Annotated in this window: 17 protein-coding genes; 11 read left to right on the forward strand and 6 right to left on the reverse strand. The window is 63.9% G+C overall.

Going from position 1 to position 17,245, the window contains the following annotated elements:
- The first annotated feature begins 58 nt into the window (after positions 1 to 58).
- Positions 59 to 370 (forward strand): hypothetical protein, encoded by a 312-nt coding sequence (locus tag POS17_RS07570; RefSeq protein ID WP_060838030.1) that lies wholly within the window; start codon positions 59 to 61, stop codon positions 368 to 370.
- A gap of 167 nt (positions 371 to 537) precedes the next feature.
- On the opposite strand, the gene POS17_RS07575 is transcribed toward POS17_RS07570, so the two are convergent.
- Together POS17_RS07575 and POS17_RS07580 are read right to left on the reverse strand one after the other, a co-directional pair.
- The gene (locus tag POS17_RS07575) at positions 538 to 1,011 is read right to left on the reverse strand and encodes a cyclic nucleotide-binding domain-containing protein (RefSeq protein ID WP_060838031.1); all 474 of its coding nucleotides are present in this window, start codon (positions 1,009 to 1,011) and stop codon (positions 538 to 540) included.
- A gap of 103 nt (positions 1,012 to 1,114) precedes the next feature.
- A complete protein-coding gene (locus POS17_RS07580) occupies positions 1,115 to 3,169 on the reverse strand; it encodes a S9 family peptidase (RefSeq protein WP_060838032.1) in 2,055 nt (684 codons plus the stop codon).
- A 100-nt stretch (positions 3,170 to 3,269) separates the two neighbouring features.
- Between POS17_RS07580 and POS17_RS07585 the strand changes: the two genes are divergently transcribed.
- Genes POS17_RS07585 through POS17_RS07595 form a run of 3 tightly spaced genes read left to right on the forward strand, consistent with a single transcriptional unit; the run spans position 3,270 to position 5,126 of the window.
- A complete protein-coding gene (locus POS17_RS07585; RefSeq protein ID WP_060838033.1) occupies positions 3,270 to 3,764 on the forward strand; it encodes a hypothetical protein in 495 nt (164 codons plus the stop codon).
- A 32-nt stretch (positions 3,765 to 3,796) separates the two neighbouring features.
- Positions 3,797 to 4,573 carry a class II glutamine amidotransferase gene (locus POS17_RS07590; RefSeq protein WP_060838034.1) on the forward strand — a complete coding sequence of 259 codons (777 nt, stop codon included), beginning with the start codon at positions 3,797 to 3,799 and terminating at the stop codon, positions 4,571 to 4,573.
- A 10-nt stretch (positions 4,574 to 4,583) separates the two neighbouring features.
- Positions 4,584 to 5,126: a DUF2937 family protein gene (locus POS17_RS07595; RefSeq protein WP_060838035.1), complete on the forward strand. Its 543-nt coding sequence runs from the start codon at positions 4,584 to 4,586 to the stop codon at positions 5,124 to 5,126.
- A gap of 108 nt (positions 5,127 to 5,234) precedes the next feature.
- Here the strand turns inward: POS17_RS07595 and POS17_RS07600 are convergent, their stop codons facing one another.
- Positions 5,235 to 6,155: a LysR family transcriptional regulator gene (locus POS17_RS07600; protein WP_060838036.1), complete on the reverse strand. Its 921-nt coding sequence runs from the start codon at positions 6,153 to 6,155 to the stop codon at positions 5,235 to 5,237.
- A 137-nt stretch (positions 6,156 to 6,292) separates the two neighbouring features.
- Here POS17_RS07600 and POS17_RS07605 point away from each other — a divergent pair, with 137 nt between their 5' ends.
- The 4 genes from POS17_RS07605 to POS17_RS07620 all read left to right on the forward strand — a co-directional run bounded on the left by POS17_RS07605 (position 6,293) and on the right by POS17_RS07620 (position 10,016).
- Positions 6,293 to 7,576 (forward strand): MFS transporter, encoded by a 1,284-nt coding sequence (locus POS17_RS07605; protein WP_060838037.1) that lies wholly within the window; start codon positions 6,293 to 6,295, stop codon positions 7,574 to 7,576.
- 72 nt (positions 7,577 to 7,648) lie between these two features.
- Positions 7,649 to 8,401: a 5-oxoprolinase subunit PxpA gene (locus POS17_RS07610; RefSeq protein ID WP_060838038.1), complete on the forward strand. Its 753-nt coding sequence runs from the start codon at positions 7,649 to 7,651 to the stop codon at positions 8,399 to 8,401.
- Positions 8,398 to 9,102 carry a 5-oxoprolinase subunit PxpB gene (pxpB, locus tag POS17_RS07615; RefSeq protein ID WP_060838039.1) on the forward strand — a complete coding sequence of 235 codons (705 nt, stop codon included), beginning with the start codon at positions 8,398 to 8,400 and terminating at the stop codon, positions 9,100 to 9,102. The genes POS17_RS07610 and pxpB overlap by 4 nt, the downstream gene beginning before the upstream one ends.
- Positions 9,099 to 10,016 carry a biotin-dependent carboxyltransferase family protein gene (locus tag POS17_RS07620; RefSeq protein ID WP_060838040.1) on the forward strand — a complete coding sequence of 306 codons (918 nt, stop codon included), beginning with the start codon at positions 9,099 to 9,101 and terminating at the stop codon, positions 10,014 to 10,016. The genes pxpB and POS17_RS07620 overlap by 4 nt, the downstream gene beginning before the upstream one ends.
- Before the next feature lie 113 nt (positions 10,017 to 10,129).
- On the opposite strand, the gene POS17_RS07625 is transcribed toward POS17_RS07620, so the two are convergent.
- The 3 genes from POS17_RS07625 to POS17_RS07635 all read right to left on the reverse strand — a co-directional run bounded on the left by POS17_RS07625 (position 10,130) and on the right by POS17_RS07635 (position 13,536).
- Positions 10,130 to 11,308: a vWA domain-containing protein gene (locus tag POS17_RS07625; RefSeq protein WP_060838041.1), complete on the reverse strand. Its 1,179-nt coding sequence runs from the start codon at positions 11,306 to 11,308 to the stop codon at positions 10,130 to 10,132.
- Positions 11,309 to 11,472: 164 nt separating this feature from the next.
- Positions 11,473 to 12,318 carry an AAA family ATPase gene (locus POS17_RS07630; protein WP_047284378.1) on the reverse strand — a complete coding sequence of 282 codons (846 nt, stop codon included), beginning with the start codon at positions 12,316 to 12,318 and terminating at the stop codon, positions 11,473 to 11,475.
- Between the two features lie 141 nt (positions 12,319 to 12,459).
- Positions 12,460 to 13,536, reverse strand: coding sequence for a DUF748 domain-containing protein (locus tag POS17_RS07635; protein ID WP_060838042.1), 1,077 nt, complete (start codon positions 13,534 to 13,536; stop codon positions 12,460 to 12,462).
- A gap of 127 nt (positions 13,537 to 13,663) precedes the next feature.
- Here POS17_RS07635 and cysK point away from each other — a divergent pair, with 127 nt between their 5' ends.
- From cysK to POS17_RS07650, 3 genes are all read left to right on the forward strand, one after another.
- Positions 13,664 to 14,638, forward strand: coding sequence for a cysteine synthase A (gene cysK / locus POS17_RS07640; protein WP_060838043.1), 975 nt, complete (start codon positions 13,664 to 13,666; stop codon positions 14,636 to 14,638).
- 224 nt (positions 14,639 to 14,862) lie between these two features.
- The gene (locus POS17_RS07645; protein ID WP_060838044.1) at positions 14,863 to 15,801 is read left to right on the forward strand and encodes an aspartyl/asparaginyl beta-hydroxylase domain-containing protein; all 939 of its coding nucleotides are present in this window, start codon (positions 14,863 to 14,865) and stop codon (positions 15,799 to 15,801) included.
- 350 nt (positions 15,802 to 16,151) lie between these two features.
- Entirely contained in the window at positions 16,152 to 17,015 is an 864-nt protein-coding gene (locus POS17_RS07650; protein ID WP_060838045.1) for a DMT family transporter, read from the forward strand.
- The last annotated feature ends 230 nt before the right edge of the window (positions 17,016 to 17,245 follow it).

Here is a 17,245-nt window from a genome sequence, read left to right on the forward strand (position 1 = left end):
AGGCAAAACCTCCCGGTTGGGAGTAGCCTGACGCCAGACAATAGCAATGGAGCCATTGATGAAGCGCACTATTCTAACGGTGATTGCCCAAGCGGCGCTCGCCCTGACCGCCGCCCTGGCGCTGAATGCCGGCCCGGCCCTGGCCGACGAGCCGCAAAGCGCCCCGGTGGTGACCCCGACGCCCAACCTCGGCACCCCGGGCACCGCAACGCCCACGCCTTATCCGCAAGTGACCCCGCCCAGCACGCCCAAAGCCGGCAGCAGTGGCAGCGCGCCCCTGCTGCCGCCGATCGACATGCCCAAGCCACCCAAGGACCAGACCCTGCCGGGGCTGGAGCAGAACGACAACAAGGCCAAGGTCCAGGGTTAATGCCTGAACCGGCCTATGTGGCGAGGGAGCTTGCTCCCGCTCGGCTGCGTAGCGGCCGCATTAGCTGAGTCCGCGTTGTGACGGTTGAAACCGGGTGGTGGCCTTTGGGGCGGCTACGCCACCCAGCGGGAGCAAGCTCCCTCGCCACAGGTTGGGTATCCCGTGGCTCAGATCTGTTGCGCGAGCAATTGTCCGTCGGCCATGCGCAGACGCTTGGACAGCGACACGGCCAGGGCGCGGATGATCTTGGCGGCGATCTTCGGCGCTTCGTTGAGCATCTTCTCCAGGGAGTCCTTGCCCAGGTTGAGCAACTGGCAATCACTGGCCGCCACGCAAGTGGCCGAGCGCCGTTCGCCATCGAGTACCGCCATCTCGCCAAAGGCCCGGCCGCTGCGCAGAGTGGCGATGGTCAGGGGCTGGCCGTCCAGGGTGCTTTTTTGCACGAACACCTGGCCGCTGTGGATGATGCACATGAAGCTGCCGGCATCGCCCTCGCGGAAAATCGCCTGGCCCTGGGCGATGCTGCTGATGCTGAAGTAGCCGGCCGCCGCGTTGAAGTCGGCGGGCAGCAGTTGATCGAACAGGCCGCAGTCCATCAGCCAGTCGCGGATCTCGTTGTTCAGTAAGGTGGGTTCGGACATGGGATCAGGGTCTTTTTCTTGTGTCTGTTGCGCGGGCGCGAGCCCGGTCGGGCATTTGCCGGCGGCGGTCCTGGGTTAAGACAGAAGCGCCGCCGAGAGTTCCTCAGCCCAGGCCCAGAATGTTCAGGACAAAGGCATATTCGAGGGCTACGTCACGTAATCCCTGGTAACGACCGCTCATGCCGCCATGCCCGGCACCCAGTTCGGTCTTGAGCAGCAGCGGGTTGTCGTCGGTCTTGGTGGCCCGCAGCCGGGCCACCCATTTCGCCGCTTCCCAGTACTGCACGCGACTGTCGTTGTAGCCGGCGATCACCAGGGTGGCCGGATAGGCCTGGGCGCGGACGTTCTCGTAGGGCGCATAGGCCTTGATCCGCTCATGGACTTCCGGCTCCTCGGGGTTGCCCCATTCGTCGTATTCGGTGACGGTCAGCGGCAGCTCCGGATCGAGCATGGTGTTGAGCACATCGACGAAGGGCACTTCGGCGATGGCCACCCGGAACAGCTCGGGGCGCTGGTTGAGCACCGCGCCGATCAGCAGGCCGCCGGCGCTGCCGCCGCTGATGGCCAGCTGTTGGGCGCTGGTTCGGCCCTGGGTGATCAGGTGTTCGGCACAGGCGATGAAGTCGCTGAAGGTGTTCTGCTTGTGTTCCTGCTTGCCGGCGCGGTACCAGGCTTCGCCCAGTTCGCCGCCGCCGCGCACGTGGGCGATGGCAAAGGCCACACCGCGATCGAGCAGGCTCAGGCGCGCGTGGGAGAACCAGGGGTCGAGGCTCTCGCCATAGGCGCCGTAGCCGTAGAGGTACAGGGGCGTCGGCCGGCCCAGGCACTCGCGCTTGACCACCAGGCTGATGGGCACCTGGGTGCCGTCGGCCGCGGTGGCCCAGAGGCGCTGGCTGACGTAGGCGTCGGCATCGAAGGGGCCCAGCACCGGGGTTTCCTTGAGCACCTGCTGCTGGCCGTCGGCCAGTTGCAACTGGCGCACCTGGGCCGGGCGATTGAGCGCCTCGTAGCGCAGGCGGATGCGCGAGCTGTAAAACTCCAGGCTGTTCTGCACATGCAGGCTGTAGGCGGCATCCGGCAGTTGCACACGATACGCCGGCAGGCCTTGTGGGTGCACTTCGATGATCGGCAGGCCGCCTTCGCGCAGGCTCAGGGTCATGGCGCCGGCGTTGAGGGTCACGCCATCGAGCATCACCTCGGGGTTGTGCGGCACCAGCAGTTGCCAGTGGTCTTGCTCGGGGATCGCGCCGTTGTCCGCGGCCTGGTAGAGGGCGAAGTTGATGCCTTCGCGATTGCTGCGGATGAACCAGGTCCACTGGCCGTCGAGCTGGCCATGGTCGACATCGTATTCATGGCCTTCGACCCGAGGCGCCATGCAGGTAAAGGGCTGCTCCGGCCGCGCGGCGTCCAGGACCCAGGTCTCGCCGGTGGTCTTGCTGCCCAGGGACAGCAGCAGCTGGCGCTCGGAGCTTGAGCGGTAGCAGTGCAGGAAGAAGCGCCCGTCCGGCTCGTGGAACACTTCTTCGGCGGCCGTGCCGTCCAGGCGGTAGCGCAACAGTTTGTGCGGGCGGTGAGTGTCGTCCAGCTCGCCAAAGAACAGGGTCAGGCTGTCGTTGGCCCAGGTCATGCTGCCATCGCAGTTGTCGAAGGACAGTTCGCTGACCTTGCCGGTGGACAGCTCCTTGACGAACAGGGTGTAGATTTCCTCGCCGGTGGTGTCGAGGCTGTAGGCCAGGCGCTGGTGGTCGGGGCTGATGCTGAAGGCGCCCAGGGAGAAAAAGCCGCCATTGGCCAGGGCGTTGGGGTCCAGCAGCAGTTGCTCGCGGCTTTCGTCGACCGTCAGGCTGTCGTCCGCCGGGCGCGGGCAGCGGTAGTGGCGAGCGTATTCGTCACCGGCGGTGGTGCGGGTGTAGTACAGGTACGGGCCCCAGGGCGATGGCAGGGACAGGTCGGTTTCGAGGATCCGGCCCTTGATCTCCTGGAACAGCGTCTCGCGCAGCGGCGCCTGGTGCGCCAGCTGGGCGTCGAGGTAGCTGTTTTCAGCCTTCAGGTAATCGAGCACCGCGTCGGTGTCGCGTTCCTGCAGCCAGGCATACGGGTCAGCGCCATCGGCCTTGTGGGCAATCGGGGCACTGCTGTCGTTGGCGGGTAAGGGCATGGGTGGCTCTCGGGCGATGACAAATGAGGGCTGGGCAGACGGCGTTGCAGCCTGACACGGCAAAAGTCGTTATCATAAGCGCCTCTTTGCCTGCCTTGCCATGGACACCATGACCGAGAACGACTATCTGATCGCCTGGGGGCTCTATGCCTTCGCCGCCTTGGGCTGCCTGCTGGTGTGGATGCGCCTGACCCGCTGGATGTGGCGCTGGCTGCGCGAGCCGCTGCGTGTGCTGATGGCGGTGCTGCTGTTCAGCCCCACCATCATCGACTCGGTCAAGGATAAATTTGCCCCGGCCATCGCCATCACGGCCCTGGACATCGCCTTCAAGGTGGGCAACAACGCCTGGCGCGCGGTATCCGACCTGTTCATGTACGGCATGATCGCCTTCGGCGTGTACCTGCTGTTCGTGCTGATCCGCTGGCCCATCGAGCGCGCCGCCAGGGAGCGCCGCGAGCGTAATGAAGCGGCGAAAGCCGCGGCCAAGGCCGCCGAAGTCGAGGATGACCAGCCCTTTGGCGGTGCCGGCAACGACCGTTATGGTCGGCCTGCCGCGGGCACTCCCCTGAATACGCGGGTCGAGCCGCGTCTGTAACCTGGCCCCGGCATTCAAGCGAGAGTCCGAGCATGTGTGAGTTATTGGGCATGAGCGCCAATGTACCGACCGATATCGTCTTCAGCTTTACCGGGCTGATGCAGCGCGGTGGCCGTACCGGTCCCCACCGCGACGGTTGGGGCATCGCCTTCTACGAAGGCCGTGGCCTGCGTCTGTTCCAGGACCCGGCGGCCAGCTGCGAGTCGGAAGTGGCCAATCTGGTGCAGCGCTACCCGATCAAGAGCGAAGTGGTGATCGGCCACATTCGCCAGGCCAACGTCGGCAAGGTCTGCCTGGCCAACACCCATCCCTTTGTCCGCGAGCTCTGGGGCCGCAACTGGTGCTTTGCCCATAACGGCCAGCTGGCGGACTTCCAGCCCCGGGCCAGCTTCTATCGCCCGGTGGGGGACACCGACAGCGAGGCGGCGTTCTGCGACTTGCTCAACCGGGTGCGCGAAGCCTTTCCCGAACCGGTGGAAGTCGAGCAACTGCTGCCGATCCTGATCCGGGCCTGCAGCGAATACCGCAGCAAAGGCGTGTTCAACGGGCTGCTCAGTGACGGTGACTGGCTGTTCTGCTTCTGCTCCACCAAGCTGGCGCAGATCACCCGGCGCGCGCCGTTCGGCCCGGCCCGGCTCAAGGATGTCGATGTGATCGTCGACTTCCAGGCGGAAACCACGCCCAACGACGTAGTGACCGTGATCGCCACCGAACCTTTGACCGAAAACGAAACCTGGACCCGCTATCAGCCGGGCCAATGGAGCCTGTGGCGGCGCGGTGAATGCGTCAGCCACGGCCAGACCGAATAAGGACATCTCTATGTTGCTCAGTTATCTGCGGCTGGTGTTGTTCGCCGCCGGCCTGTTGGTCGGTGTGCAAGTGCCGGGTTTCATCAGCGATTACGCCAAGCGTGTGGAAGCCCACTTGATTGAGTCGCAGAACAGCCTGCGGGGCTTCCAGAGCACCGCGCAGCAGTTCTTCAAGGGTGATCTGAATGCCCTGGTGGCCCATTACCGCGCCAGCGAAGACCCGGTGTTTCGCAGCGATGCCGAGAGCCTGAGCGGCTTGCTGCATCGCCAGCTGGCCCTGGACAAGCAATACCAGGCCATGCAGGGCCCCTGGTACATCCGCCTGCTGCAAGTGGCCCTGGCGCCCGACCCGGATATCCGCAAGGAAACCTGGGACGGCTACAGCTACCAGATCCTGCTGACCCCGGAAGCGATGATCTGGGGCATGAGCGGCGCCATGCTGCTGTCCTTCGGCCTTGAGTGCCTGTACCGCCTGATCGATTGGGTGGTCCTGGGTGGCCGGCGCCTGCGCCAGAGCCGTCCCATCGAGGAACGCGACCTCAAGGGCCTCTGATCTCTGTAGGAGCCGGCTTGCCGGCGAAGGGGCCTGCAAGTCCTGCGCCTGGCTGCAGATCGCTTTCGCTGGCAAGCCAGCTCCTGCGAGGGGGGGGGAGGGCGATGTTTACTGCGGGGCGATCAGTACCAGGTAATCCTCGCCGACCTGCTGCCCATAGCGCTGCACCACGCGCTGGCACAGCTGCACGATGTCCTCCACCAATTCCACGCCGACCCGCCACGACACCACCACCTGCAGGTTGGGCGGGCGCTGGTCGATGGCCAGCAGGGTCAGTTCGCCGCGGGCCAGCTCTTCGCGCACCAGCACCGGCGGCAGGGCGCCAATGCCGAAGCCGTCGCGCAGCAGGCGAGTGATGGCCGATACCGAGTTCACGCAATTGAGCCGTGGCGCCAGTACCCCGTTGGCCTGCATCAGGCTCAGCACCTGCTGGTGGGGCAGGGAGTTCTTCGAGTAGGTGATGATCCGCTCCTGGGCCAGTTCGGCCAGGCTGGCGTAGTCGCGGTTGTAGATCGAATTGCTGGCGGCGATCCAGCCCACCGGGTGGCTGGCCACTTCCAGGCTGCGGATGCTTTCCTGGCGCAGCAGGTCGGTCTGCAGCACCAGGTCGAGGAAGCCTTTTTGCAACTGGTCGCACAGATTCAGCGAAGTGTCGGCCACCAGCTCGATTTCCACTTGCGGGTAGTGGTCCATCAGTTCCGTCACCAGGGGGCTGAGCCAGGTATGGATCACCGTGTCCATGACCCCGATGCGCATCCGTCCGACCTTGCTCGACGGCGCCTCGATGGACTGTTTCAGCAGGTGCAGGGTGTCGAGCATCTGTTCGGCGTGCTCCAGCACCTTGAGCCCTTGCGGGGTCAGGCTGACGCCCCGGGAATCGCGCAGGAACAGCTTGACCCCCAGTTCGCCTTCCAGCACCGCGATGCGGCTGGAGATCGCTGCCTGGGTGGTGAAGAGTTTTTCCGCGGTGAGGCTGAAGCTCTTGAGCCGCGCCACCCAGACGAAGGTTTCGAGAAACTTGAGATTCATGGGATCAACTTTTCTTATGCCTTGGGGCGGTTTTTATTAGTTGGACGCGTCGGGCGTCCGAGTCGAAGAATGCGCCAACCCAAGATATGCGTCGTCTGGGCCCAGAACAACACCAATAAATCACCCTGGAGATCGCCATGAGTGCGCCCGAAACCCTGGCCGCCAAGGCCCCGCGCCGCCCCGGTCCGTTTGACTGGTACCGGGATGTAAACCAGCAGGAACGCCGCACCTTCTGGAGCTGCAAGATCGGTTATGGCCTGGATGGCATGGACACCCAGATGCTCAGCTTCGTGATCCCGACCCTGATCGCGCTGTGGGGCATCACCTCCGCCGAAGCTGGCCTGATCCATACCAGCACCTTGCTGGCCTCCGCCCTGGGAGGCTGGATCGCCGGGATTCTCTCCGACCGCATCGGTCGGGTGCGTACCTTGCAACTCACGGTGCTGTGGTTCGCGTTTTTCACCTTTCTCTGCGGCCTGGCCCAGAACTACCAGCAGTTGCTGATCGCCCGGACCCTGATGGGCTTCGGCTTCGGTGGCGAATGGACCGCCGGCGCGGTGCTGATCGGCGAGGTGATTCGCGCCAAGAACCGTGGCAAGGCGGTGGGCATGGTGCAGTCCGGCTGGGCGCTGGGCTGGGGCCTGACGGCGATCCTCTATGCGCTGCTGTTCTCCTGGCTACCGCCGGAAGACGCCTGGCGCGGGCTGTTTCTGCTGGGCATCCTGCCGGCGATCTTCGTGATCTTCGTCCGCCGCCTGGTCAAGGATCCCGAGGTCTACCGGGAAACCCGCGCCCGTGAGAAACCCAGCAACCCGGCGCGGTTCTACGAGATCTTCGCCCCGGGGATCCTCAGCACCACCCTGCGTGCGTCGTTGCTGGCAGCCGGCGCCCAGGGCGGCTACTACGCCATCACCTTCTGGCTGCCGACCTTTCTCAAGACCGAGCGCGGCCTCAGCGTGCTGAGCACCGGCGGCTACCTGGCCATGGTGATCGCCGGCTCCTATGTGGGTTACGTGGTCAGCGCCTACCTGACCGACATTCTCGGGCGCAAGAAGAACTTCGTGCTGTTCGCCGCGGGGTCTTTCACCATCGTCCTGCTGTACACGCAGATGCCGGTGAGCAACGCGGTAATGCTCTGGCTGGGCTTTCCCCTGGGCTTCTTCGCTTCGGGGATCTTCAGCGGCATGGGGGCTTTTCTCACCGAGCTGTTCCCCACCCGCATCCGCGGTTCCGGCCAGGGTTTCTGCTACAACAGCGGCCGGGCGCTGGCGGCGCTGTTTCCGCTGCTGATCGGCCTGCTCAGCCAGCACGTGCCCCTGAGCGTGGCCATCGGCACGTTCGCCGCGGTGTCCTACGGCGTGGTGGTGCTGGCGGCCCTGAGCCTGCCGGAAACCCGCGGCAAGGAACTTGAGGCGCACTAACTGATAATCTGCGCGGGCATTGCGCGACAGCCCTGCAGCTGACCCACAACAAGAACCACAGGAGCACCGACCATGAGCCGCCTGTTATTGAATTGCGACATCGGCGAGAGCTTTGGCAACTGGACCCTGGGCCTGGATGCCGAAGTCATGCCCTTTATCGACTGCGCCAACATTGCCTGCGGCTTTCATGCCGGCGACCCGGGCATCATGCGCAAGACCGTGGCCCTGGCCCTGGCCAATGGCGTGCGCATCGGCGCGCACCCGGCCTATCAGGACCTGGCCGGTTTCGGCCGCCGCTCCATGAGCTATTCGCCCGAGGAAATCCAGGATCTGCTGCACTACCAGATCGGCGCGCTGGACGGCATCTGCCGGGCCCAGGGCGCACGGGTCAGCTACGTCAAACCCCATGGCGCGATGTACAACGACATGATGGCCAAGCCAGCCCAGTTGCGGGCGGTGATCCAGGCGGTGGCGGCCTATGATCCGCAGCTGCCGCTGATGCTCATGGCCACCCGCGACAACAGCGCGGCCCGGGCCCTGGGCGACGAATACGGTGTGACCCTGTGGTTTGAGGCCTTTGCCGATCGCGCCTACGACAACGCCGGGCACCTGGTGTCGCGGCAACTGCCGGGGGCGGTGCACCACGACTCGGCCACCATCATCGAGCAGGCCCTGACCATTGCCCGGGGCGAGCCCTTGACCGCCAGCGACGGCAGCGCCTTGCTGCTGCAGGCCGACACCCTGTGCGTGCACGGCGACAACGCCAGTTCGGTGGCCGCGGTGCAGCGCATTCGCCAGGCCCTGAACCAGCAGTCCGGCCTATGAAGCCACAGGTTGAAGTCGTCGCCATCGACTGCCTGATGGTGCGCCTGTTCGAGGTGATCGCCGAGGACAACATGCCCTGGATGCTGGCCGCCGCCGAAGGGCTGCGGCGGGCCTTTGGCGAGTCTCTGGTCGATCTGGTGCCGTCCTATACCACGCTGATGGTGCATTACGACCTGCTGGCCCTGAGTCCAGCCGAGGCCCGGCAGCGGATCGAGGTCGCCTTGACCGATCTGGCGCCCGGCACCACCGGGGCCGGGCGCGAGCATGTGCTGCCGGTGTGGTACGACCCCAGTGTCGGGCCGGAGCTGGCGCTGTTGTCCCGCCGCAGCGGGCTGTCGGTGGCCGAGGTGATCCAGCGTCACAGCCAGCGTGAATATCAAGTGTTTGCCCTGGGCTTCGCGCCCGGATTCGCCTTCATGGGGCTGGTGGAAGAAGCGCTGGCGACGCCGCGGCTGAACACCCCGCGCAAGCGGGTGGCGGCGGGCAGCGTGGGGATTGCCGAGCGACAGACCGCCGCTTACCCGGTGGTATCGCCGGGGGGCTGGAACCTGATCGGCCGTACCCCGAGCCGCCTGTTCGATCGCGAGCGCGACGGCTACAGCCTGATGCAGCCGGGGGACCGGGTGCGCTTTGCCGCGGTGGACCGAAGCGAGTTCCTGCGCCTGGGGGGCGATGACACGCCACTGGAGGTGTCGGCATGAGCCGCTTGATGATCGAGGCCAGCACCCCGCTGTGCCTGCTGCAGGATGCCGGGCGTTTTGGCGTGCGCCATTTGGGCGTGACCCAGGGCGGGGCGCTGGATTGGGTGTCGATGTCCTGGGCCAACTGGCTGCTGGGCAATGCCCTGGATGCGCCGGTGGTGGAAATCACCCTGGGCGGCTTCACCCTGTTGGCCGAGGACTATTGCCTGCTGGCCCTGGCCGGGGCCGACCTTGGGGCTTATGTCGATGAACGACCGTTGAGCCCGGGGCGCAGTTTCATCCTGCAAAAGGGCCAGCGTCTGCGCTTTACCCAACCCTTCCTGGGCGCTCGGGCCTACCTGGCGGCGCCGGGTGGTTTCGATGCGCCCAAGGTCCTGGGCAGTTGCGCCAGCGTGCAGCGCGAGGCCCTTGGCGGGCTCGACGGTTACGGCCGGGCGCTGAGCGAGGGTGGGGTACTGAGCTATTCGGGCACTGGTGGGGCGCTCAAGAGCCTGACGGCTGCGCAGTTGCCGGATTGGCAATCCGCTGCACCGCTGGAGGTGATCCTCGGCGCGCAGATCGGCCAGTTCAGCGGCCTGAGCCTGTTCGATGCCTTCAATAGCACCTGGACCCTGGACAGCCGCGCCGATCGCATGGGCGCGCGCTTGCTCGGGCCGACCTTGCAGTATCAGGGCCGGCCGATGATTTCCGAGGGCATTCCCCTGGGGGCGATCCAGGTGCCGCCGGACGGCCAGCCGATCGTCCTGCTCAACGACCGGCAGACCATTGGCGGCTATCCGCGCTTGGGGGCCTTGACCCCGTTATCCCTGGCGCGGCTGGCGCAGTGCTTGCCGGGCGGCGAAGTGCGATTGACGCCGGTGGTGCAGGAAACGGCGCATCGGCAGCAGGTGGCGTTCTTGCGCAGGTTTGGGTAGTGGCTGAAGGCGGCCGCTTCGCGACCGTTCGCAGCCTGCGGAAGCGGCTACAGGGGGCTCTGTAGCTGCTGTCGAGCCATGGCGAGGCTGCGAAAAGGCCCGCAAGGCCGCGCTTACTTGGACAGGAAACGCATGCCTTCTTCCAGGCCACGCAAGGTCAGCGGGTACATCTGGTCTTCGATCAACTCGCGCACGATGTTGGTCGAGGCGGTGTAGCCCCAGGTGTCCTTCGGGTAGGGGTTGATCCAGATGAGCTTCTTGTACTTCTCCATGAAGCGCTGCATCCACACATAACCGGCCTCTTCGTTCCAGTGTTCGACGCTGCCGCCGGCCTGGGTGATTTCATAGGGGGCCATGGCGGCATCGCCGACGAAGATCACCTTGTAGTCGGCACCGTACTTGTGCAGCAGGTCCTGGGTGGAGGTGCGTTCCGAGCCGCGACGCAGGTTGTTCTTCCACACCGATTCATAGATGAAGTTGTGGAAGTAGTAGTACTCCAGGTGCTTGAACTCGGTCTTGCAGGCCGAGAACAGCTCCTCGCAGATCTTCACGTGGGCATCCATGGAGCCGCCGATGTCGAACAGCAACAGCAGCTTGATGTTGTTGCGCCGTTCCGGGCGCATCTGGATGTTCAGCAGCCCGGCGTCGCGAGCGGTGTGGTCGATGGTGCCGTCGATGTCCAGCTCGTCCGCGGCGCCCTGGCGCGCGAACTTGCGCAGGCGGCGCAGGGCCACCTTGATGTTGCGGGTGCCCAGTTCCACCGAGTCGTCGAGGTTCTTGTACTCGCGCTGGTCCCAGACTTTCACCGCCTTGCCCTGGCGCTTGCCGGCGTCGCCGACGCGAATGCCTTCCGGGTTGAAGCCGCCGGAGCCGAAGGGGCTGGTGCCGCCGGTGCCGATCCACTTGTTGCCGCCGGCGTGGCGTTCCTTCTGTTCTTCCAGGCGTTTCTTGAACTCTTCGATGAGCTTGTCCAGGCCGCCCAGGGACTGGATCTGCGCCCGTTCCTCATCCGTCAGCGAACGCTCGAATTCCTTGCGCAGCCAATCCTCGGGGATCAGCGCCTGCAGGTGGTCGTCGAGTTTTTCCAGGCCGTTGAAGTAGGCGCCGAAGGCCCGGTCGAACTTGTCGAAATGCCGTTCGTCCTTCACCAGGATCGCCCGGGCCAGGTAGTAGAACTCGTCCATGTCGGCGAAGGTCACGCGCTGCTTGAGCGCGTTGATCAGGTCCAGCAGTTCGCGCACCGACACCGGCACCTTGGCCGCGCGCATTTCATTGAACAGGTTGAGCAGCATGACTATCGCTCTCTAATGATCCAGGGGTCTGTTCAAAAGCCCGCCGAGCGGCGATCAGGCAAGGCAGAAACAGCTAAGGAGGCGGTGTTTAGCGAGCTAAATGAGCATTCCGAACCGGTTTCTAACACAGCATGATCGACGCGCAGGCAGCTTCTGGGCAGAGCCTAACGACTACCGCGACGGCTCATGAAGGCCAGGCGTTCCAGCAACTGCACGTCCTGCTCGTTCTTCACCAGCGCGCCGGCCAGGGGCGGGATGGCCTTGGTCGGATCGCGTTCGCGCAGCACCGCCTCGCCGATGTTGTCGGCCATCAAGAGCTTGAGCCAGTCCACCAGTTCCGAGGTCGAGGGCTTCTTCTTCAGGCCCGGCACCTTGCGCACGTCGAAGAACACGTCCAGGGCTTCGCTGACCAGGTCCTTCTTGATGTCCGGGTAGTGCACGTCGACGATCTTCTGCAGGGTGGCGCGATCGGGGAAGGCGATGTAGTGGAAGAAGCAGCGACGCAGGAAGGCGTCCGGCAGTTCCTTCTCGTTGTTGGAGGTAATGATGATGATCGGCCGCTGCTTGGCCTTGATGGTCTCGTCGATCTCGTAGACGTAGAACTCCATCTTGTCGAGCTCTTGCAGCAGGTCGTTGGGGAACTCGATGTCGGCCTTGTCGATCTCGTCGATCAAGAGGATTACCCGCTCCTCGGATTCGAAGGCTTCCCAGAGCTTGCCCTTCTTCAGGTAGTTGCGGATGTCGTGGACCTTGTCCACCCCCAGCTGCGAGTCGCGCAGGCGGCTGACCGCGTCGTACTCGTACAGACCCTGGTGGGCCTTGGTGGTGGACTTGATGTGCCAGGTGATCAGCTTGGCGCCGAAGGATTCGGCCAGTTGCTCGGCGAGCATGGTCTTGCCGGTGCCGGGTTCGCCCTTGACCAGCAGCGGACGCTCCAGAGTGATGGCGGCGTTGACTGCCAGCTTCAGGTCATCGGTGGCGACGTATGCGCTGGTGCCTTCGAACTTCATCTGCAATTCCTCGAACGGTGACGGCGAGCTGCCCGGGGCAGGTCGGTTGAATTGATGCGATGCGCGACTATAACGCGGCGCCCGGTCGACTGTGAACGTAGACGCCCCATTCAGTCTCTGAATGGAGCGTCACGGGGTGACTCAGTCAGTCGAGGGCTTGGGCTGTTCATAGCGGGCGTTGAAGGCCTGGATGAAACCGTTGCGCAAAATCTGCAAAAACGCAGAGAACGCGCTGATATCTTGCGGGTGCACGTTGCCGCTGAGCTCGACCCGGGTGGCGAACTGGTTCTTGCGCTGGTTCTTCAGCAGGGTTTCGCTGGCCCCCACCAGGGCCTCCCATACCGAGCGGAAAATGCTCTTGTTGCGGTTCTCCACGTCCTGCTGCCAGTTGAAGACTTCCACGTCCCGCAGCAGCGGCTTGATATAGCCATGCAGTTGGCCCTTGTCGGCCTGGGCTTCGATCACCACGTCGCCGTGTCCGGCATTGAAGTCGAACTTGCCGTAGGCCGAGGCGAAGTCGTTGAAACGTTTGAGTTCGATATCCCGGGCCCGCAGACGGAATTCGAAGTCCTCGAAATTGCTCAGGGGGTCGAAGGTGGCGGTGCTTTCCATGGGGGCCTGGCCTTGCAGCAAGGCCTTGCCGTCGAAGCGCGCGTCGCGCTTGCCCTGGCTGTCGACCACGTTGGTCAGGTTGTAGAAGCTGGCGTTGACCTGGGTGGCACCGATGTTCACCGGCGGCGTGGAGCTGAAGTTGCGAAAGTGGATCTTGCCGTCCTCGATCCGCAGTTCGTCGAGGGTGATGGGCAGCAGCTTGCCCAACTGCGCCCGCCAGTCGGTGCCGGCACCGGTCTGCGAGGCCTGCTGGTCGGCGCCGCCATCGACGAAGTTCAGCTCCGGCTGGACGAACAGCGCCTTGGCCACCACGGCGTGGTCGTACCACAGCGAATGCCAGCTCACCGAGAGGTCGATCAGCGGTGCCTTGACGAAGGGCACCGGCACCTTGCCGCTGACCTTGATGATCTCCAGTCCGTTGATGCGGTAGGCACCGCGCCACAGGGCCAGGTCGATGTCGCTGATGCGTCCGCGGTAGTCGCCCATGTCCGCCAGCTTGTCGTTCAGGTAGTCGCGCACCAGGTAGGGCAGGGCAATGTGCAGGCTCACCAGCACCACCGCCAGGCTTGCCAGGGTCCACAGGGGCCAACGATAACGAGCTTTCATGATCAGCAGTCTCCGGCCGTATAAAGGCATTGACTGCCCGCGATCGCAGTCGTTCGGCGCGACTGGACGCTCAAGGGCACCAGGCATACCCTTGGGAACTTCTTCACTGCTGCATAAGGACCCAGCCATGAGCCGAATTTTTGCTGACAACGCCCATTCCATCGGTAATACGCCCTTGGTGCAGATCAACCGCATCGCCCCGCGCGGGGTGACCATCCTGGCCAAGATCGAAGGGCGCAACCCGGGCTACTCGGTGAAGTGCCGGATCGGCGCCAACATGATCTGGGACGCCGAAAGCAGCGGCAAGCTCAAGCCGGGGATGACCATCGTCGAGCCCACTTCGGGCAACACCGGGATCGGCCTGGCCTTCGTTGCAGCGGCTCGTGGCTACAAACTGATGCTGACCATGCCGGCGTCCATGAGCATCGAGCGGCGCAAGGTGCTCAAGGCCCTGGGTGCGGAGCTGGTGCTGACCGAGCCGGCCAAGGGCATGAAGGGAGCGATTGAAAAGGCCGCCGAGATCCTGGCCAGCGATCCGTCCAAGTACTTCATGCCGCAGCAGTTCGACAATCCGGCCAACCCGGCGATCCACGAGAAAACCACCGGTCCGGAAATCTGGAACGACACCGACGGCGCCGTGGACGTGCTGGTGGCCGGGGTCGGCACCGGCGGCACCATCAGCGGCGTGTCGCGCTACATCAAGAAGACCCAGGGCAAACCTATCCTGTCGGTGGCGGTGGAGCCGGCGACTTCGCCGGTGATCAGCCAGAAGCTTGCCGGTGAAGAGATCAAGCCCAGCCCCCACAAGATCCAGGGCATCGGTGCCGGCTTCGTGCCGAAGAACCTCGACCTGGCCATGGTCGACCGGGTGGAGCTGGTGACCGATGAAGAGTCCAAGGCCATGGCCCTGCGCCTGATGCAGGAAGAGGGGATTCTCTGCGGGATTTCCTGCGGTGCGGCAATGGCGGTGGCGGTGCGTCTGGCGGAAACCCCGGAAATGCAGGGCAAGACCATCGTGGTGATCCTGCCGGACTCCGGCGAGCGCTATCTGTCGAGCATGCTGTTCAGCGACCTGTTCACCGAGCAGGAAAACCAGCAGTAACGCACCCCGGGCATTCGTCGGCAGGCACCGACGTGCCGGCGAATGCTGATCCACATCAGGCAAGGGCCTGGTCGCTTGTGCTACTTAAGCGCCTTTGTTGCACGACCGTTAACACTGAATGTTGAGTCGTGCGGGTTTTTCCAGGGTCCAGGAGTGTTTATCATTGCCGGCTGCCAGGTCGGGTGAACACTCCCCACAGGTGCCTATTTCCAAGGAGTCGTTGCATGAGCTTTTCCTTTGCCGCCAAGTTCGCGGTGTTGTCGCTGTTCGTCGGCAGCATCCTTTACGTGCATCTGCGCGGCAAGGCGCGTCTGCCGGTACTGCGCCAGTTCGTCAACCATTCGGCGCTGTTCGCCCCCTACAACGCATTGATGTACCTGTTCTCCGGGGTGCCTTCCAAGCCTTACCTGGATCGCAGCAAGTTCCCCGAGCTGGATATCCTGCGGGACAACTGGCAGGTGATCCGCGAAGAGGCCATGCATCTGTTCGATGAGGGCTACATTCGTGCGGCCGAGAAGAACAACGATGCCGGCTTCGGTTCGTTCTTCAAGAAGGGCTGGAAGCGCTTCTACCTCAAGTGGTACGACAAGCCGCTGCCTTCGGCCGCTGCCCTGTGCCCCAAGACCGTCGAGCTGGTGAGCGCCATTCCCAACGTCAAGGGTGCGATGTTCGCGCTGCTGCCCGGTGGCAGCCACCTGAACCCGCACCGCGATCCCTTTGCCGGTTCCCTGCGTTATCACCTGGGCCTGTCGACCCCCAACTCCGATGCCTGCCGGATTTTCGTCGATGGCGAGGAATACGCCTGGCGCGACGGTGAAGACGTGATGTTCGACGAAACCTATGTGCACTGGGTGAAGAACGAAACCGAAACCACCCGGGTGATCCTGTTCTGCGACATCGAACGGCCGTTGAGCAGCCCGCTGATGACCCGCATCAACCGCTGGGTCAGCGCCCAGTTGGGGCGTGCCACCGCGCCGCAGAACCTCGACGACGAGCGCGTCGGCGGAATCAACCAGGCCTACGCCTGGAGCAAGCGCTTCAGCGACAGCTTCAGTGGCGTGGTCAAGCAGTGGAAGCGCCGTAACCCCAAGCTCTACCGCATTCTGCGTCCGGTGCTGGCGGTGCTGGTGCTGGTCCTGTTGTGGAAGTGGTTGTTCGGATAAATCTTGCAACGCATCTCGGGCGCTGGTTATAGTCGGCGCCCTGTGAGTCCTGCAACTCACGTTCCTCCTCTTCGAGAACCATCGGCACATGGCTTTTTCCCCTCTCAACGCGGTAGTGCTTTCAGCGGTCAACGCTGGCGTCGTGCCGTGCGGGAATCAGCAGCCTGTGCAGATCGGTCAGTACCCCCCACCTGTCAGTAGCACGCCGGTGTACGCAGTCGTATCACCGCCGGGCGTTGGCTTTTCGGGCTGATCAGCATCGCTGCTGTTCCCGGTGCCCGCCTGAACCAAACACTACTGAACTTCAGCCTCGGCTGAATTGGCTTCTTGCCTGATTACAGGTGGTATTCATGTTGCTCATTTGCAAAAAATCCGCGTTGGCGGCGGCTTCCACGAGCCTGTTCGTCCTGCTCTGGAGCAGTGGCGCGATCTTCTCCAAATGGGGGCTGGCCCATGCTTCGCCCTTTGCCTTCCTGCTGTTGCGTTTTGCCCTCGCCTTGATCGGCCTGGTGCTGCTCATGCCCCTGCTCAAGCTGCGGCTGCCTCGGGGGCGCCGGGCCATGGGCGTTGCCATGGCCACCGGCCTGGTGCTGCTGGGGGCCTACCAGATCTTCTACATCCTGGCCCTGGACCTGAAGGTCACCCCCGGCGTGATGGCCACCATCATGGGGGTGCAACCGATCCTCACTGTGGTGCTGATGGAGCGCCAGCGCTCCTGGAGCCGCCTGTTCGGCCTCGGCCTGGGGCTCGCCGGGCTGATCATGGTGGTGTACCAGGGGATCGGGATGGCGGGGATATCCGTCTCCGGCATGCTCTGCGGCCTGCTGGCCCTGGTCAGCATGACGGCCGGTTCGATCATGCAGAAGCGCATCACCGACAACCCCTTGGGCACCCTGCCGGTGCAGTACCTGGCGGGCCTGTTGCTGTGCGCGCTGTTCGTGCCGTTCCAGCCATTTCACGTCGAGTACAGCGCCGGCTTCGTGATTCCGCTGCTGTGGATGGCTCTGGTGGTGTCGGTGCTGGCCACCCTGTTGCTGTACCGCTTGATCGCTCAGGGCAACCTGGTGAACGTCACCAGCCTGTTCTATCTGGTGCCGGCGGTGACCGCATTGATGGACTTCGTGTTTTTCGGCAATCGTCTGGCCTGGCTGAGCCTGATGGGCATGGGGTTGATCATTGTCGGCCTGGTCTTCGTGTTCCGTAAGAGCGCCTGACCGTTGCGGGCGACGATCTTCAGGGTGGTCGCCAGGCGTGCGGCCGAGCGCAATGCTCGGTCGCTTTTGCCCATCATTGATTCAATTAATGATCGACTATAAGCAAGAATAGTGGCTAGATGCCACTATCGTCGTGTAGTTCTTTGCCGGTCAATAAAGGTCTGATTTCAAACCTTGCATGTGCACCTAATGAGCGACTGAAGCGAACCCTCAAGGTTCTTTTGATAACC

The sequence above is a fragment of the Pseudomonas sp. Os17 genome, assembly GCF_001547895.1.
Classification (GTDB): domain Bacteria; phylum Pseudomonadota; class Gammaproteobacteria; order Pseudomonadales; family Pseudomonadaceae; genus Aquipseudomonas.

Bases quoted from the DNA above. Each gene is read 5' to 3' on its own strand.
- POS17_RS07570 (WP_060838030.1), top strand. From the start codon at position 59: ATGAAGCGCACTATTCTAACGGTGATTGCCCAAGCGGCGCTCGCCCTG.
- POS17_RS07575 (WP_060838031.1), bottom strand. From the start codon at position 1,011: ATGTCCGAACCCACCTTACTGAACAACGAGATCCGCGACTGGCTGATG.
- POS17_RS07580 (WP_060838032.1), bottom strand. From the start codon at position 3,169: ATGCCCTTACCCGCCAACGACAGCAGTGCCCCGATTGCCCACAAGGCC.
- POS17_RS07585 (WP_060838033.1), top strand. From the start codon at position 3,270: ATGGACACCATGACCGAGAACGACTATCTGATCGCCTGGGGGCTCTAT.
- POS17_RS07590 (WP_060838034.1), top strand. From the start codon at position 3,797: ATGTGTGAGTTATTGGGCATGAGCGCCAATGTACCGACCGATATCGTC.
- POS17_RS07595 (WP_060838035.1), top strand. From the start codon at position 4,584: ATGTTGCTCAGTTATCTGCGGCTGGTGTTGTTCGCCGCCGGCCTGTTG.
- POS17_RS07600 (WP_060838036.1), bottom strand. From the start codon at position 6,155: ATGAATCTCAAGTTTCTCGAAACCTTCGTCTGGGTGGCGCGGCTCAAG.
- POS17_RS07605 (WP_060838037.1), top strand. From the start codon at position 6,293: ATGAGTGCGCCCGAAACCCTGGCCGCCAAGGCCCCGCGCCGCCCCGGT.
- POS17_RS07610 (WP_060838038.1), top strand. From the start codon at position 7,649: ATGAGCCGCCTGTTATTGAATTGCGACATCGGCGAGAGCTTTGGCAAC.
- pxpB (WP_060838039.1), top strand. From the start codon at position 8,398: ATGAAGCCACAGGTTGAAGTCGTCGCCATCGACTGCCTGATGGTGCGC.
- POS17_RS07620 (WP_060838040.1), top strand. From the start codon at position 9,099: ATGAGCCGCTTGATGATCGAGGCCAGCACCCCGCTGTGCCTGCTGCAG.
- POS17_RS07625 (WP_060838041.1), bottom strand. From the start codon at position 11,308: ATGCTGCTCAACCTGTTCAATGAAATGCGCGCGGCCAAGGTGCCGGTG.
- POS17_RS07630 (WP_047284378.1), bottom strand. From the start codon at position 12,318: ATGAAGTTCGAAGGCACCAGCGCATACGTCGCCACCGATGACCTGAAG.
- POS17_RS07635 (WP_060838042.1), bottom strand. From the start codon at position 13,536: ATGAAAGCTCGTTATCGTTGGCCCCTGTGGACCCTGGCAAGCCTGGCG.
- cysK (WP_060838043.1), top strand. From the start codon at position 13,664: ATGAGCCGAATTTTTGCTGACAACGCCCATTCCATCGGTAATACGCCC.
- POS17_RS07645 (WP_060838044.1), top strand. From the start codon at position 14,863: ATGAGCTTTTCCTTTGCCGCCAAGTTCGCGGTGTTGTCGCTGTTCGTC.
- POS17_RS07650 (WP_060838045.1), top strand. From the start codon at position 16,152: ATGTTGCTCATTTGCAAAAAATCCGCGTTGGCGGCGGCTTCCACGAGC.